Here is a 16,087-nt window from a genome sequence, read left to right on the forward strand (position 1 = left end):
TATACTAAAAATAGTGTAAGCTGAGAGGTTTGGGTACCTTTGCTGAGCATTCATCCATCACTAAGGATATTATGAGCGAGAAGATATACTACGGCATGACCACAGACGAGGTGGCGAAGGATCTCGATACCTCGACCGAGCAAGGTCTCTCCCCGGAGGAGGTACAGCAGAGACTGGAGAAGTACGGACACAATAAGCTGAGGGAGAAGAAGCGGACCCCGATATGGAAGATCTTCCTGAGCCAATTCAAGGACACGCTTGTCCTGGTCCTGATCCTCGCAGCCATCGTCACAGCAGTGATCGCCATTGTCGACAAGACGAATAACTTCACCGACAGCTTCATCATCCTCGCCATCCTGATCGTCAATGCGGTCATCGGCACGATCCAGGAGCACAAGGCGATGGTCTCCCTCGACTCGCTCAATCGCATGAGTGCTCCCCATAGCAAGGTGATCCGTGGGGGCAACATCACCGAGATCAGCTCCGAGGAGATCGTCCCGGGAGACGTGGTAGTGCTCGATGTGGGCGACATCGTCCCCGCCGACATACGGCTGACCGACTGCGTCAATCTCAAGATCCAGGAGGCGGCTCTCACCGGAGAGTCGGTCTCGAGTGACAAGAGCGCCGACCCGCTGCAGGCTGACCCCGACCTACCGATCGGCGACCGCACCAATATCGCCTTCTCCACCGGTCTTGTCACCTATGGTCGCGGCAAGGGTATCGTCGTGGCGACCGGTATGGCGACCGAGGTGGGACACATCGCTGAGATGCTCTCCGAGACCGAGCAGCAGGAGATGCCACTCCAGAAGAGGCTAAATCAGCTCGGCAAGGTCCTCGGATTCCTCGCCCTCGGCATCTGCGTCCTGATCTTTATCCTCGGTATCCTCTACGGTCAGCACATCCTCGATATGCTCCTGATGGCTGTCTCCCTCGGTGTGGCTGCCATCCCCGAGGGACTACAGGTGGTGGCGACGCTCGTCCTCGCCATGGGCGTGCAGCGGCTCGTAAAGCACAATGCCATCGTCCGGACGCTACCCTCCGTCGAGACCCTCGGCAGCACCTCTATCATCTGCTCCGATAAGACCGGCACCCTGACGCAGAATAAGATGACCATCACCCACGCCTGGCTGCCCGGTGAGGAGCTGATCGAAATGGATGAGGCGACTAAGGTGCCTGAGGCGACTGAGGAGAGCCTTAGGTTGCTCCTCGAGGTGGGATCGCTCGCCAACGAAGCACACCAGTCCGACGATCCCGATGCGGAGAGCCCCTACAGCGGCGACCCGACGGAGATCGCCTTCCTTGAGCTCGCCAGTCGTCGAGACGGGATGAGCAAAAACGACCTCGAGGCGAAGCACCCACGCCGCGCCGAGGTCCCCTTCGACTCCGAGCGAAAGATGATGTCCACCATCAACGCCATGGAGGGGAAAGAGCTCCGAACCAATGTCAAGGGCGGAACCGACGAGGTACTCTCCCGCTGCAGCCACTACCTCCGCGCAGGTGAGCGTGTACCACTGACCGATGAGGTGGCGGAGGAGATCCGCTCATCCAATGTCCACATGGCCGAGGAGGCGCTCCGAGTACTCACCGTCGCCTATGCAGACATCGACTCACTCCCTGCTGAGGAGAGCTCCGAGGCGGTCGAGAGAGACCTGACCTTCGTCGGTCTCGTGGGGATGATCGACCCGGCTCGACCGGAGGTGATCCCCGCCGTAGCCGAGTGCCGCACAGCCGGCATCAAGCCTGTGATGATCACCGGTGACCACCAGGTGACCGCCTCTGCCATAGCCCGGCAGATCGGGATCCTCGAGGAGGGCGATCGTGTGACCAACGGCACTGAGCTGGAGAAGATGAGCGACGAAGAGCTCTACGACCTCGTCCCCCACTGCGCCGTCTACGCCCGTGTGGCGCCTGAGCATAAGGTGCGTATCGTCAAGGCGTGGCAGAAGCACGGCAAGGTGGTCGCCATGACCGGCGACGGAGTCAATGACGCTCCGGCGCTGAAGAGAGCCGACATCGGCATCGCCATGGGCATCACAGGCACCGAGGTCTCCAAGGACGCCGCCGACGTGGTGCTGACAGACGACAACTTCGCCACGATCGTCAATTCGGTTCGCGAGGGACGTCGCATCTACGACAACATCGTTAAGTCGGTCCAGTTCCTCCTCACCTCCAATATCGGTGAGGTGATGCTGATCCTCATTGCCACTGTCTTCAACCTCGGCAACCCGCTGCTCCCGATCCATCTCCTCTGGGTCAATCTCGTCACCGACAGCCTCCCCGCTCTCGCCATCAGCCTCGACCCCCCGGCGGAGGGGATCATGAAGCGCCCCCCGATCGACAGCGAGAAAGGCTTCTTCACCAGAGGCTTCATCTGGCGAATGTGCTACCAGGGACTGATCATCGGACTGCTGGCACTCACCGGCTACCTGATCGGTAAGAATGACGGAGGGGTCGAGCTGGGTCAGACGATGGCCTTCATCGTCATATGTATGGCTCAGATGCTCAACATCCGCAACCTCCACTCCAGCACACTGCCGAGCTGGCGCACCTCACCCTTCAGGAATATGCCGCTCTTCTGGGCGCTCGTCGTCTCCACGCTGATGATGGCTGCGGTGGTCTTCATCCCCGGCATTAACGACATCTTCCACCTCGAGATGCCCGATCCGAAGCACTTCCTGATGGTCCTTGGGCTGATGTTTGTCCCGATCGTGATTGTCAACCTCTTCAAGCTCCTCGGCATCAATACCATCAAGGGAGAGTAAAGCCTCCCCACATATCTATAAGCGAGGGACTGCCCGCACACCATACGTGCGGGCAGTCCCTCGCTTCGTATGTGTCGAGTTCATCGTCTGGTCATCAAGTGTCACCCGAAGGAAAATCGAAGCCCGAAAAGTCGGTGAGAACGAAAAATGCACACATAACTGAAGATCAGCGGTTAGCAGTCACCCGATTCTATTACCGGTATTAGATGATTCTAATACCGGTAATAGTGTCAACTAATACCGACTATAGTGATGACTAATACCGATATTAGTCTGAGGGTATCTCGATGCAGAGAGATAGAGTCTCACTGCTCTCGGTTGCTTTATCCGGACACCGGGCATATTTTCTCAGTGGAAGGAATGATTTTCGAAGCAAGAAGAGAAATACAGACAAAGGTCGACGTTCAGGAGCTCCATGCAACACAGAGCACTTCATACGGGACCACAGTCGGGAATTCGCACTCCGGAGGACTTCTGTCAGGTGATGGCACGGAGCGATCATTACGGGAGGAAATAGGTACATTTGCGCAGATCTTTTGAGAAAAGACCTTATCTAATCCAAAGAGACCCTTTATTCAGCAACAAAGATGAGTAACACCGTACCACCATCGGGGGAGAGGACCGACAAGTGGCAGCGTGCGCTTGACGCAACGGTCAGCACCCTTAAGACGACCAAGTTTTGGTCCGAGCTGTTTATTATGACGGCAGCGGTATTCATGTGCGCCGTGGCCATTCACTTCTTCCTTTACCCAAGTGGGATCATCACAGGATCGGCGACAGGTGTGGCGATCGTCTTCAATCGACTCATGCCGGGCATCACGACAGGTAACTTCATCCTGATCATCAATGTCCTGCTCCTGATAGTCGCCTTCATCATCCTGGGGCCGGAGTTTGGCGCCAAGACGGTCTACACCTCGATCATCCTCGGTCCATTTGTCGACTTCCTGGCCGACGTGGCACCGATAGAGGGGTCGCTCTTTGCCACCGAAATAGCGGGGACGATGTACTCCGATCTCTGGTCGGATGCGCTCTGGTTTGTCCTCATCATCGGCATAGCGCAGGCGATCCTCTTCTCCGTCAATGCCTCAACCGGGGGACTGGACATCGTGGGGAAGATCATCACGAAGTACACCCACATGCCCATCGGTACATCGGTGGCGATAGTGGGGATACTCTCCTGCTTTACCGCACTCCTCACCAGCTCTCTCGGCAACGTGCTTATGGGCATCTTAGTCACCTGGATCAACGGACTGATCATCGACTACTTCATGAGCAAGATGAGTACGAAGATCCGCGTGATGATCGTCGTCGATGACCCGACGAAGACCAAGGACTACATCCTCCATACGATCAATCGTGGCGTCACGATCCACGAGGTCTATGGTGGCTACACGGGCAAGAAGAAGTATCAGCTGGAGACCGAGCTGGATCAGAAGGACTTCACGAAGCTACGGCAGTACCTCAGCACCACGACGGAGAATACCTTCGTCACCGCCGATCCGGTGAGCGATGTCTATGGTATCTGGCGGGAGAAGCCGCACCTCAAACAGCTGGAGGAGGAGGCTGAGGTAGAGAGCACGGTAACCATCCCCAATAGTCGCCGCATCAAGCCGGAGTAAATCCCAATGCATAAGTTAGTACTGCGACCGCTCTTTGCGCTCCTCGCCCTACTCTCCCTGACTCTGCTCTCGAGGGCGGAGGAGCGGAGGCTGGACCCGATCCACATCGATCTGGAGGCGCGCGGGAGCTACCACCTAGACTATGTCGCCGGCACTCTGGATGAGGGGCGGACAGGATTTAGGGGCGACATCTTCAACTTCATTATGTGGGGTGAGCTGGCTCCAAAGCTGGAGTACAAGGCTCGGGTGCGGCTCAATGGCGTCAATAGTGACTACTCCTTCTTCGACGCCACCGACTGGCTCTACCTCTCCTACAAGCTGACCGACCGTCTCTCGATCCTGGCGGGCAAGTGGACGATCTACGTGGCGGGCTGGGAGCCGGAGCTGGCGCCGATAGACTGCTTCCAGCTGTCGGTCTTCCTCTACCACATCCCCTGCTACGCCTGGGGCGTGACCGGTTTCTACACCCTACCTGGGGAGAAGGACACCCTCGGGGCGCAGCTCTGTGAGAGTCCTTTTCGTCGCGAGTGGCAACAGAAGTCCGGGACGCCGGCAAGTATGTATGCCTACAACTTCTTCTGGGAGGGAAGCCATGGGTGGTACGACCCGCTCTGGTCGGCCAATGTGATCGAGTACCAGCCGGGGAAGTTCATCAATTACCTCTACCTCGGCAATCGATTCAACATCGGCTCCAAGACGGAGCTGGACATTGACCTGGGGAATAGAGCGACCTTTGGACAAAAGCCATTCTTCTTCTCCGATTACTCTCTCACCACTCGGCTGAAGTACTACCCCTCCGACTACCTCAAGCTGATCCTCCGAGCCGGTTACGATACCAATAAGAGCGGTCTCGATGCCGACCACATGGTGACCGATGGAACGGAGATCAGCCAGGTGGGCTGCGGGGTGGAGTACTTCCCCTACGGAGACAACCGTCTGAGGCTGCACGGTAATATCGGATACGCCTTTGGCACCAATACACACCCCGAGGCGGAGGTGCTGGACAGGGAGATGCTCCTTGACGTGGGACTCACTTGGCGGATCCATGCCAAGTAATCGGTGGCGTGTAGTCATTTTTATTATCTTTGTCACACAGTGTGGTGGTAGCGACCTCCACTTACCATAGTAACCACTTAGTGAATCAACAGCATGAATTTCCTAAAGAGACTCTTCGGCGTCGGCAGTGACGACAACGACAGCAAGGACGATGACCGTCGCCGGGAAGAGAGACGCCCCGAGCCCTCTGCCAAGCCCGAACCTAAGCCACAGAGGAGCGAGGCAGAGAGAGAGAGACCTCAGCGCCCCCAGCGCCGCCGTAACAACAATCCCGATGAGCGGCGTAACCAGCCACGACGCAAGCCCTCAGACAATGAGCGGAGACCCAAGCGCAATGACGAGGCCACCGAGGACAACCGTCGCAGAGGCGGATCCGGGGAGAGCGGTCGCCGTCGTCGCCGCCCCGCAGACCGTCGAGGCGAGCGGAGGAACCGCATCGAGGAGAGACCCCGCGCCACCGAGCTCTCAGAGTATGTACTGAGCACAGCAGAGGTGGTGCACGATGAGGAGCGAGATAAGTGGCGCTCACTCGACTTCCGTAAGCTGGACACGGTGACCTCTGAGAGGACTCTGGCACAGGATCACCCCGAGGACCTTGATCTGCCGGAGCCGATGCGTCAGGCGATCCGGGAGTCGCTCGTCTGGGTTTCCTATGACGAGGATTTGCCGGAGATCAGCTTTGACGAAGAAGGCAATAAGCAGATCGGAGGGACTGAGGAGCAGCAGCGGCAGCCCTACTTCCTCGAGCCGAGTACGATCTGGACCAAGGCTCCTATCTCTGAGGGCGACGGCGGACGACTGAAGTACTCCCCCTCCTACCTCGAGCTCACCCCGGAGCAGAGATATGAGTATCTCGACTGGCTCACCCGCAAGGACAAGAGCGGCAAGTGGGGCTACGTCTTCCTCTACTACAATGGTCTGGAACGCCACCTCCTGCTGGGCGATCTCGACCGTGCCGTGGAGGAGATCCTGAAGCTCCGCGAGACCTTCCCCTGGCAGCACAAGCTGATCAACGCCTCCGAGTACGCTGTGATCAACTCTTGCTTTGCCCGTCGCCGCAGAGATCTGCTCCAGAAGCTGATCGATGAGGGTGCCTTCACCGGTATCTCTCTCCTTCAGATGACCATCTCCTACGAGAGTGATGTCAATCTCGGGGCTGAGGACCTGCTCAATATCTTCTACAAGCTCTATCCGGAGGCACGCACCGCTCTCCACCACGACCGCGACCGTCTCAGGACGCACGTGGAGAGTGCGCTGAATAAGCTGACCCTCTACGATGGACTCCCGATCTACCGCTACCCGATCGACGAGGTGAAGACGAAGAACGAGCACCGCTTCCTCAACGACTCCTTCCCGGAGTACCTGCGAGGCTGCGTGATGCCGGACTTCTACTCCCTGGATCCCTTCCGCAACGACGTGGATCTGATCTTCCACACCGCCTTCGACGCCTACAAGGCCGACACCCGCTCAGAGGAAAGCGAGGACGAGGCGATGCCTGAGGATAAGGAGGAGTAAACACCTTTCCCATTAGGTCGATGCAGTCCCTCTGTGATCATTGCGACACAGAGGGACTGCATCGACTTATAGTCTGATGGGACATTGTACCGGAAATCGTTTTTCATATATAAATTTGTAGTAGATTTGTGAAGAAAAGCAATACACGACAGCATAGACTATGAGCCTCAGAGACCGCTGGAGACGCCTCATCAACACCTTGCTTCCTACTCACAAGAGCAGGGTAGCGATCGTTGTACTACTCGGTGTCGTAGCCGGGATCGGCTCCTACCTCGTCTATATGTCTCGCGTCTGGAGCTATGCAGGCGACGACCCGGCGACATGCATCAATTGCCATGTTATGGAACCCTACTATGCCACTTGGATGCACAGCTCGCACGGCATAGAGACCACTTGCAACGACTGCCACGTCCCGCACGACAGCTTTGTGAGGAAGTACTTCTTCAAGGCAACAGACGGGCTCCGGCACTCCTACGTCTTCACTATGAGGGGCGAGCCACAGAGTATGAAGGCAATCCCCGAGAGTCAGAAGGTGATCTACGAGAATTGTATTCGCTGCCACTCGCAGCTCAATCAAGAGTTTGTCAAGACTGGGATGCTCCGCGGTGCGTCTATCACCGACAGGACGGAGATGGCCTGCTGGGACTGTCACCGCGATGTACCTCACGGCGGAGTCAATAGCCTCTCCAATACACCCAATGCTATCGTTCCCTTCCCCAAGAGCCCAGTCCCCGACTGGATCAAGAGAGCGAAAAAGAGTAACCTCGACTAATAAAGCCACCCCACTATCTCATATATCCGCATTATGAACGAGCAGAAACCCAAACGACTAAAAAGCTGGCAAGGCTGGCTCCTCTTCGGAGCCGTCCTCGTGATCGTCTTCTTGCTGGGACTCCTTGCAGCCTCAGTGACAGAGCGACGCGCAGAGATCCGATCGATCTACGCCAATAAGAAGATCGACATCGAGCCTGGCGAGGCAAAGAGCGAGGTCTACGGCATCAATTATCCGCGAGAATACGACACCTGGAGAGAGACCGCAGACACGACCTTCGAGAGCCGACACAATGGGAGCAAGGCGGTGGATGTGCTGGCAGAGCGACCGGAGATGGTCGTCCTGTGGGCAGGATACGCCTTCAGCCGCGACTACTCCACCCCGCGAGGACATATGCACACTATAGAGGATGTCACCAATACTCTGCGAACGGGTACCCCGGGACTTCCGGATGGGGAGGATCTCCAGCCTGCTACATGCTGGACCTGCAAGGGTCCGGATGTGCCGAGGATGATGCAACAGGTGGGGCTGCAGGAGTTTTACCAGAAACGCTGGTCCGACTGGGGGAGCGAGATAGTCAATCCTATCGGCTGCGCCGACTGCCACGATGCGGAGACGATGGAGCTGCACATCAGCCGCCCGGCACTCGTAGAGGCTATGGAGCGCCGCGGGATCGACATCACCAAGGCGTCTCACCAAGAGATGCGCACCCTCGTCTGTGCTCAGTGTCACGTCGAATACTACTTCAAGAAGGACGGCAACTACCTCACCTTCCCCTGGGACAAGGGGATGACCTTTGAGGATGTGGAGGCTTACTACGACGAGCAGGACTACTATGACTACATCCATCCACTGAGCAAGGCGCATATCCTCAAGGCTCAGCACCCGGACTACGAGCTGGCACAGCACGGGATCCATGCTCAGAGAGGAGTCTCCTGCGCAGACTGCCATATGCCGTACATCAGCGAGGGGGGCGTAAAGTTTAGCGACCACCACATCATGAGTCCTCTTGCTCAAATCGACCGTACCTGTCAGACCTGCCACCGAGAGAGCGAGGAGGAGCTACTGAAGAACGTCTACGACCGACAGGAGAAAGCACTCGAGGTACGGAACAGCCTCGAGAGGGAGCTCTCCAGGGCACATATAGAGGCAGCCTTTGCCTGGGAAAAGGGAGCGACGGAGAGTCAGATGGCACCGGTGCTCAAGCTGATCCGGGAGAGCCAATTCCGCTGGGATTATGGGGTGGCAAGCCACGGTGCGTCATTCCACGCCCCACAGGAGGTGACGCGTATCCTGAGCGGTGGACTGGAGAGAGCTCTTCAGGCTCGGGTGAAGCTGGCTCAGGTACTGGCGCAAAATGGTTTCACCGGCGAGGTACCAATGCCTGACATCAGCACGAAGGAGAAGGCACAGAAGTACATTGGTCTTGATATGAATAAGCTTCGGGAGAAGAAGGAGGAGTTTAAGAAAACCATTGTCCCGAAGTGGATCAAAGAGGCCAAAGCTAAGGGCAATATTTACACCGCCTCCAATCAGTGAGTCCCATTGCCACAAGACAATATGGGTATCATCTACACTGATAAGAGATATTCTCCGATGGCTCGGGTGACGTCTCTTGCCCTAAAGGGAAATCGTCGCGATGGGTAAGAAGAATAGCCTCTGGAGTGGGAGATGGGGGTACAGAGAGGGCTGGGTCATCACAGGCGGATTGCTCCTGATCGCACTCCTCTGGCAGGGCATCCTCGGTCCGTTACCGGGAGGGATGATCCCCCACACGACCGTCATCGGAGCTGTCATCGTCCTTGTATTGACAGCGGGGATCTTCACGGGGCTCAGGGAGCGGACAAAGGTGCCGGAGGCAATCCGATACCTCTTTAGCCCGGCAGCCACCATCTGCAGCATCACTCTCTTTATGGGGGTGACCTTATTGGCAGGACTGACGACTCAGGTGCCGCCGGAGATGGCCATCGGGATGGGTGGAGTACTTCATCATATGGGAGCCACCTCCGTAGTACACTCCTATCCATTCATCACCTCATACCTCTACCTGCTACTAGTCCTGCTCTGTGTGACGATGCGCCGTGTGTGGCACTTCCGCCGACCGATCCGTGACGGAGCCTTTGTACTCAATCACCTGGGACTCGCCTACTTCCTCACTTTTGCCCTCCTCAGCTCCAGTGCCATAGAGCGTTACCGGATGACCATTACCGAGGGCGACACCGAGTGGAGGGGACTGATCGATGGGCGTCAGGAACCGGTGGAGCTACCGATAGCGATCGAGCTCAAGGACTTCCGAATGGAGGAGTATCCGCCCAAGCTAATGCTCCTTGACAGCAGAGAGGGGCTGGTAAAGGGGAAAGGCGGCACACCCCTTGAGCTACTTCTCGATCAACCGCTCCCACAGAGTGGTCTGCTCGGTCAGTGGCACGTGACTGTAGATGAGCAACTTCCCCTCGCCGCACCGGTTATGAGTGGCGACACCCTGCGCTATGTCGAGTGGGGCAGCGATGGTGCGACGATGGCGGCACACGTCATTGTCTCACGAGAGGGAGACGAAGCTGTCTCGGGATGGGTCAGCAATGGGAGTTACCTCATCCCCTATCGCGCTCTCACACTCAAAGACAGTCTGACTCTCGTGATGCCGGAGTGCGAGCCGAAGCAGTACTACTCGGACGTCGTCTACTACACACGGGAGGGAAGCACCGGTCAGGCGACGATCTCTGTCAATAGTCCTCTACGACTTGGTGACTGGTACATCTATCAACTCAGCTACGACGAGCGGAAGGGGCGATGGAGCGACTTGACACAGCTGGAGCTAGTAAGAGACCCTTATATGCCGCACATTTACATCGGCTTGGTGATGCTCCTGCTCGGGGCGATCTTACTCATATTCAGTCCGCCCACGGATAAGTAATGGTTCAGATACTCAACCTATTGTCACAGACCCACTGGGATCACTTCGTCTGGTACGGGGTGACTGTGATACTCTTATCCTCCGTGGGAGCCGGTATGGGCTGGATCAGGCATCGACCGCTCGCGATACTGTTCTCCACCGCAGCACTCCTCGTTATGACCTACTTCATTGCCGGAATGTGGGTCAGCTTGGGGCGTCCACCGATGCGGACACAAGGCGAGACGAGGCTGCTCTACTCCTTCTTCGTCCTGATTGCCGGTATCCTCGTCTACAGCCGATGGCGGTATCGGTGGATCCTCTCCTTCAGCACCATACTGGCGACAGTCTTCATCATCATCAATATCGTCAAGCCTCAGATCCACTCCAAGACGATGATGGCGGCACTTGTGAGCCCCTACTTTGTCCCCCATGTAATCTCCTATATGTTTGCCTACGGGATGCTTGGTATCTCGCTGATTATCGGGCTCTACGCCGCGTATAAGAGGTCCGGCGACCATACGGAGCTGCTCAGGGTGATGGACAATCTCGCATACACCGGCATCGGATTTCTCCTGATCGGGCTGATCCTCGGTGCAATCTGGGCAAAAGCAGCGTGGGGGACCTACTGGGGATGGGATCCAAAGGAGACATGGGCAGCGATAACCCTCGCAGCGTACCTGCTCTTCCTCCACCACAGGAAGTTTCACCCGGCAGACCTCAGGACCTCGATCTGGCTGCTTATCCTAAGCTTTCTCTTCCTGCAGATGTGCTGGTATGGAGTCAATTACCTCCCCTCCGCCAAGGGCAGCATCCACACCTACGGGACGACATAAGTGACACATCCGTGACAAAACGGATGCCTCCAAGGGACATCCTGTCTCTGCGTCGGACATTGGGGTCGGACAGCTTTGTCAGCATAATACCCTAATTGTCAGACATCTGCATATGGTACCAAACTTGTCCTATGCTTGGTGTTGATGGCTTCTGAGCCTGAGACTGAATAGGAAAGTAAACCAACCAAAGCATAAGGATTATGACACGTACAGGATTTGATCTCTTCAACGATCTCTTTTTCAACGACAACTTCCTCCGTCCCTACTACAGCACCACGCGCGGAACTTCCAGTCCCGCGACCAACGTGATCGAGGAGGAGGATGCATACAAGCTACAGGTGTCGGCACCCGGCTTCACGAAGGCGGATGTGGATGTGAAGCTTGACCAGGACGGCAACCTCGTGATCTCGCTGGACAAGAAGAGCTGCGACGAAGCGCCCAAGACCGAAAACTCGGATGAGAAGCAGGTGGCTACGTCCGACCAGAAGCCGGTGCACTACCTCCGTCGGGAGTTTTACCACCAGAGCTCGATGCAGCGCTTCTCCCTCCCCGAGGATGCGGACGCTGACAGCATCCGCGCCAAGATGGAGGACGGCATCCTCGAGGTGGTGATCCCTAAGGTCAAGCCTGAGGAGAAGCCGAGCATCGAAAGAGCCATCAACATCGACTAAGCTCAGATTAGAGAAGAACTTGGTAAAACAATGGGACTGCATAGAGAGGACAACTCTCTATGCAGTCCCTTTACTTTTGGTGTGTCGCAAGCCGTTCCCGCAACAGAATGAAAATCGCTACCTTTGCCTAAGATCCTCAGTAGGACTCATACTATACAGCAATCAATGAATATGGCTGAAAACTCTGTACTCGAGTATCGCGACGTCACCATCCGCCGGGCGGAGAATGTCATCATACGCCACACAGACCTTCAGATCAATGCGGGAGACCTCGTGTATCTGATCGGACGCGTGGGATCGGGGAAGTCGACGCTGCTCAAGACCATATATGCGGACGTGCCGATAAGCGATGGGGAGGCACACTTCGGGAAGTTTGACCTGAGGCGTATCAAGAGACGCCAGATCCCCTACCTGAGACGCGAGATGGGGATTATCTTCCAGGACTTTCGGCTTATGCATGACCGCACGATCGAGGATAATCTGAGCTTCGTCCTCCGCGCCACCGGCTGGTCAGACAAGCGAGAGATTAGCCATCGGATCGATGAAGTGCTGACAAAGGTGGGGATGGATCACAAGGGCTACAAGCTCCCTCACGAGCTTTCGGGCGGTGAGCAACAGCGTATGGTCATCGCTCGAGCCCTGCTCAATAAGCCCAAGCTGATCCTCGCCGACGAGCCGACGGGAAACCTCGACCCGGAGACAGGGGATCAGATCTTCCAGCTATTCCGGAAGATCACCGAGGGCGGCACCGCCGTGATCATGAGCACACACAATTACGAGATGATGCGGAAGTATCCCTCCCGGATCCTCAAGATCGAGGACGAGCAGCTACACGAGATGACCGTCCGCACACCTGTGGAGGAGCCTGAGGAGCAAGAGAGTACAGAGAGATGAGAGATTTCTCAGAGCTGATTGTCATGAAATTTGGCGGCACCTCGGTAGGCTCCGCCGATCGCATCAAGTATGTCGCCTCACTGATCGAGGACGATCGCTTCAAGATCGTCGTCCTCAGTGCCATGAGTGGCGTCACAAATACACTGGTCGAGATCAGTGACCACTTCGCCCACTCCAATGTCCAGGGTGCACTCACGCTGATCGACGAGCTGGAGCAGAAGTACTACCACACCATCGATGCACTCTACGAGAGTAAGGAGTCGCAGACTCTGGCAAAGGTCTTTGTAGACGAGAAGATGAGCTTCCTCAGGGGCTTCGAGACGGAGCGCCTCTTCAGCGACTACGAGACGAAGCAGGTGCTCGGTCAGGGCGAGGTCATCTCCGTCCGGATGATGGAGCTTTACCTCAAGGAGCAAGGGAAGAACCCGATCCGACTCAGCGCACTCGACTTCATCTGCACCGACCAGTATGGCGAGCCGGACTTCCCGCGCATACAGGATCGTCTCCTGCAGACGATGGCTGACTACTCGACGGAGACGCTCTTCCTCACGGAGGGGTACATCTGTCTCAATGCCTACTCCGAGATGGACAACCTCAAGCGCGGCGGCAGCGACTACACCGCGACCATCATCGGCTCCGTCCTCGACGCCAAGGAGATCCAGATCTGGACCGACATCGACGGGATGCATAATAACGACCCGCGTGTCGTGGAGCACACCCGACCCGTGAGGACACTCCACTACGACGAGGCGTCAGAGCTGGCCTACTTCGGTGCAAAGATCCTCCACCCCTCCTGCATTATACCTGCGAAAATGGCAAATGTGCCGGTGAAGCTACTCAGCACTATGGATCCTCAGGCAAAAGGGACACTGATCTCCAACCGCATGGACGAGGGAGCACTCAAGGCGATAGCCGCCAAGGACGGCGTCACCGTGCTTAGGATCCGCAGCACGAGACTTCTGCTCTCGTACGGCTTTTTACGTAAGATCTTCGAGGTCTTCGAGGCCAATAGGACCCCCATCGACATGGTCACCACCAGCGAGGTGTCGGTATCCGTCAGCATCACCGACACAGACCGGCTGGAGGACATCCTCGCCAACCTCCGGCGCTTCAGCACCGTCACCCTCGACTCCCCCATGACGATCCTATGTATCGCCGGCGATCTCAATTGGAAGAACGTCGGCTTCGAGTCCCGCGTCATCGAGGCGGTAAAGGACCTGCCGGTACGGATGATCTCCTTCGGGGGGTCGGACCACAACGTCTCAGTGGTTGTGCGAGCAGAGGACAAGGAGCTGGCGATGAATCAGCTCCACAAGCACCTCTTCATGGAGTCGGAGGATGAGTAACCGCCTTGGCACCTGGGTCTACGCCACCCGACCTCACACCTTAGGGGCATCTATTGCACCGATGCTGGTGGTGCTGGGAGCACTGATCGCTGAGGGAGTATTTGACTTCTGGCCCTACCTCTGCGCCCTCCTTGTCGCCCTATCGGCGCAGATCACCAGCAACTTTGCCAACGACTACTTCGATTATAAGGGGGAAAAGGACACAGCAAAGAGAGTTGGATTTCGGCGTGTGCTGGTCACCGGCGAAGTGACCCCACGCGAAATGCTGACCGCCATGCTGATCTCCACAGGGATCACCATCCTCTCCGGCATCGTGGCTGTGCTGCTGACGGGAGCGTGGTGGCTCATCGTCGTGGGGCTGCTGGTGCTGGTCTGTGTCTACGCCTACTCCTACGGCCCCTATCCACTCTCCACTCACGGGCTGGGAGATGTGGCGGTGGTACTCTTCTACGGGATGACCCCGATCCTGGCCACCTACGGAGCCATTGGCGGCACCCCGCCACTCTATCTCCTCCTGATGTCGGTTGGCATAGGGATCTGGGAGGACAATATACTTGTCTGTAATAACTACCGGGACTACGCAGAGGACAGAGAGAGCGGCAAGCAGACGATCATCGTCCGCATGGGGGAGCACTTTGGTCCCACGATGTACCTCCTCAATAGCCTAATGACCGTGATCCTCATAGCCGTCGGGATCCGTCTCGCCACCGAGAGCTGGGGAGTGACTGCGGTAGTGCTGGCGATCATCCCACTCGTGGCTATGCTGACCGTCTGCATCTACCGCTGGCACGGTCCGGACCTCAATAAGCTCCTGAAGTACACCAATATCGTCTCCCTGGTGATCGGCATTCTCCTTCTTATCCTCCAGATACTGTGATATTTGGGGGAAAAGTAAAAGTTCTGGTCGATTCTTATACGTAATTCAAAATCATTGCTTACCTTTGCACAATAATTGGTCCTGTTGCTATCTACCAGCTTCAGAATCAACAAGAGCAGAAATTTATCACTATCATTAAGTAGTAATATCATGAAGAAGATTTTCGCAATCGCATCAATCGCACTGGCACTCGGACTTGGTCTGGCTGCTTGCGATGGTAAGCAGAGCAAGGAGGACGCAGCTATGGCTCAGGCCAAGGCTGACTCTCTCGCTGAGGTAGCCCGTCAGGACTCTATCGCCGCTGTACGTGCCGCTGTTGCTGCACCTTTTGTCGGCACCTACGAGGGTGAGCTGCCCGCAGCAGACGCCTCCGGTCTTCGTACCGTATTTGTTGTAACCCCCGAGGGTGGCTACACCTACGACCAGGCTCTCGTCAGCGATGGTGAGCAGAAGTTCCACGACAATGGTACCTTCACCATCGATGAGAATGGCATCATCGTCCTGATGAGCCAGATCAATGAGGAGACCGCAGCTACTCCCTTCATCCGCATGCAGAAGGATGAGGAGGGCAACCTGATCGTCGTCAATGCCGACGGCACACTCCCCGAGGATGTAAAGGCTTACACTCTCGTCAAGAAGTCTGAGGTCGCTGAGACCATGGAGTAATCCACTGACCTTGGTCAGATAACCAAGCAAAGAGAGGGATGCGTCCGAGTCGGATGTGTCCCTCTCTTTTTGTACTCCTCCGTACCAGACCCGATCTCGGATAATTCTATTACCGGTAATAGTCGCAACTAATACCGGTATTAGACTTCACTAATACCGGTATCAGATTGAGGGCTGTGGAGT

The 16,087-nt window shown here is 56.5% G+C and carries 13 protein-coding genes; all 13 read left to right on the forward strand.

The window, feature by feature from the left end; genetic code table 11:
* Window positions 1-71 precede the first annotated feature (71 nt).
* The 13 genes from B088_RS02350 (at window position 72) to B088_RS08250 (ending at window position 15,904) form a co-directional block, all read left to right on the forward strand.
* Window positions 72-2,762, forward strand: coding sequence for a calcium-translocating P-type ATPase, PMCA-type (locus B088_RS02350; protein WP_026170442.1), 2,691 nt, complete (start codon window positions 72-74; stop codon window positions 2,760-2,762).
* 587 nt (window positions 2,763-3,349) lie between these two features.
* A complete protein-coding gene (locus B088_RS02355) occupies window positions 3,350-4,381 on the forward strand; it encodes a YitT family protein (RefSeq protein ID WP_018106803.1) in 1,032 nt (343 codons plus the stop codon).
* 6 nt (window positions 4,382-4,387) lie between these two features.
* Entirely contained in the window at window positions 4,388-5,437 is a 1,050-nt protein-coding gene (locus tag B088_RS02360; protein WP_018106804.1) for a hypothetical protein, read from the forward strand.
* A 93-nt stretch (window positions 5,438-5,530) separates the two neighbouring features.
* Complete coding sequence (locus B088_RS02365) at window positions 5,531-6,952, forward strand: TerB N-terminal domain-containing protein (protein ID WP_025081869.1); 1,422 nt, start codon at window positions 5,531-5,533, stop codon at window positions 6,950-6,952.
* 160 nt (window positions 6,953-7,112) lie between these two features.
* Window positions 7,113-7,724, forward strand: coding sequence for a cytochrome c nitrite reductase small subunit (nrfH, locus tag B088_RS02370; protein ID WP_018106805.1), 612 nt, complete (start codon window positions 7,113-7,115; stop codon window positions 7,722-7,724).
* Window positions 7,725-7,757: 33 nt separating this feature from the next.
* On the forward strand, window positions 7,758-9,263 hold the full coding sequence (gene nrfA, locus B088_RS02375) for an ammonia-forming cytochrome c nitrite reductase (RefSeq protein ID WP_018106806.1): 1,506 nt from the start codon (window positions 7,758-7,760) through the stop codon (window positions 9,261-9,263).
* 100 nt (window positions 9,264-9,363) lie between these two features.
* Entirely contained in the window at window positions 9,364-10,638 is a 1,275-nt protein-coding gene (locus B088_RS02380; RefSeq protein ID WP_018106807.1) for a cytochrome c biogenesis ResB family protein, read from the forward strand.
* On the forward strand, window positions 10,638-11,450 hold the full coding sequence (locus B088_RS02385) for a cytochrome c biogenesis protein (protein ID WP_018106808.1): 813 nt from the start codon (window positions 10,638-10,640) through the stop codon (window positions 11,448-11,450). Before B088_RS02380 ends, B088_RS02385 begins: the two co-directional genes overlap by 1 nt.
* A 200-nt stretch (window positions 11,451-11,650) precedes the next feature.
* Entirely contained in the window at window positions 11,651-12,121 is a 471-nt protein-coding gene (locus B088_RS02390; protein WP_018106809.1) for an Hsp20/alpha crystallin family protein, read from the forward strand.
* Between the two features lie 165 nt (window positions 12,122-12,286).
* Entirely contained in the window at window positions 12,287-13,015 is a 729-nt protein-coding gene (locus tag B088_RS02395; RefSeq protein WP_018106810.1) for a cell division ATP-binding protein FtsE, read from the forward strand.
* The gene (locus B088_RS02400; RefSeq protein WP_018106811.1) at window positions 13,012-14,361 is read left to right on the forward strand and encodes an aspartate kinase; all 1,350 of its coding nucleotides are present in this window, start codon (window positions 13,012-13,014) and stop codon (window positions 14,359-14,361) included. The genes B088_RS02395 and B088_RS02400 overlap by 4 nt, the downstream gene beginning before the upstream one ends.
* Entirely contained in the window at window positions 14,354-15,238 is an 885-nt protein-coding gene (menA, locus tag B088_RS02405) for a 1,4-dihydroxy-2-naphthoate octaprenyltransferase (protein ID WP_018106812.1), read from the forward strand. The genes B088_RS02400 and menA overlap by 8 nt, the downstream gene beginning before the upstream one ends.
* Before the next feature lie 150 nt (window positions 15,239-15,388).
* Window positions 15,389-15,904, forward strand: coding sequence for a copper resistance protein NlpE N-terminal domain-containing protein (locus B088_RS08250; RefSeq protein WP_018106813.1), 516 nt, complete (start codon window positions 15,389-15,391; stop codon window positions 15,902-15,904).
* The last annotated feature ends 183 nt before the right edge of the window (window positions 15,905-16,087 follow it).

The sequence above is a fragment of the Porphyromonas bennonis DSM 23058 = JCM 16335 genome (genome assembly GCF_000375645.1).
Taxonomy (GTDB): Bacteria; Bacteroidota; Bacteroidia; order Bacteroidales; family Porphyromonadaceae; genus Porphyromonas_A; species Porphyromonas_A bennonis.

Coding starts and splice junctions, on each gene's coding strand:
- B088_RS02350 (WP_026170442.1), top strand. CDS start 72: ATGAGCGAGAAGATATACTACGGCATGACCACAGACGAGGTGGCGAAG.
- B088_RS02355 (WP_018106803.1), top strand. CDS start 3,350: ATGAGTAACACCGTACCACCATCGGGGGAGAGGACCGACAAGTGGCAG.
- B088_RS02360 (WP_018106804.1), top strand. CDS start 4,388: ATGCATAAGTTAGTACTGCGACCGCTCTTTGCGCTCCTCGCCCTACTC.
- B088_RS02365 (WP_025081869.1), top strand. CDS start 5,531: ATGAATTTCCTAAAGAGACTCTTCGGCGTCGGCAGTGACGACAACGAC.
- nrfH (WP_018106805.1), top strand. CDS start 7,113: ATGAGCCTCAGAGACCGCTGGAGACGCCTCATCAACACCTTGCTTCCT.
- nrfA (WP_018106806.1), top strand. CDS start 7,758: ATGAACGAGCAGAAACCCAAACGACTAAAAAGCTGGCAAGGCTGGCTC.
- B088_RS02380 (WP_018106807.1), top strand. CDS start 9,364: ATGGGTAAGAAGAATAGCCTCTGGAGTGGGAGATGGGGGTACAGAGAG.
- B088_RS02385 (WP_018106808.1), top strand. CDS start 10,638: ATGGTTCAGATACTCAACCTATTGTCACAGACCCACTGGGATCACTTC.
- B088_RS02390 (WP_018106809.1), top strand. CDS start 11,651: ATGACACGTACAGGATTTGATCTCTTCAACGATCTCTTTTTCAACGAC.
- B088_RS02395 (WP_018106810.1), top strand. CDS start 12,287: ATGAATATGGCTGAAAACTCTGTACTCGAGTATCGCGACGTCACCATC.
- B088_RS02400 (WP_018106811.1), top strand. CDS start 13,012: ATGAGAGATTTCTCAGAGCTGATTGTCATGAAATTTGGCGGCACCTCG.
- menA (WP_018106812.1), top strand. CDS start 14,354: ATGAGTAACCGCCTTGGCACCTGGGTCTACGCCACCCGACCTCACACC.
- B088_RS08250 (WP_018106813.1), top strand. CDS start 15,389: ATGAAGAAGATTTTCGCAATCGCATCAATCGCACTGGCACTCGGACTT.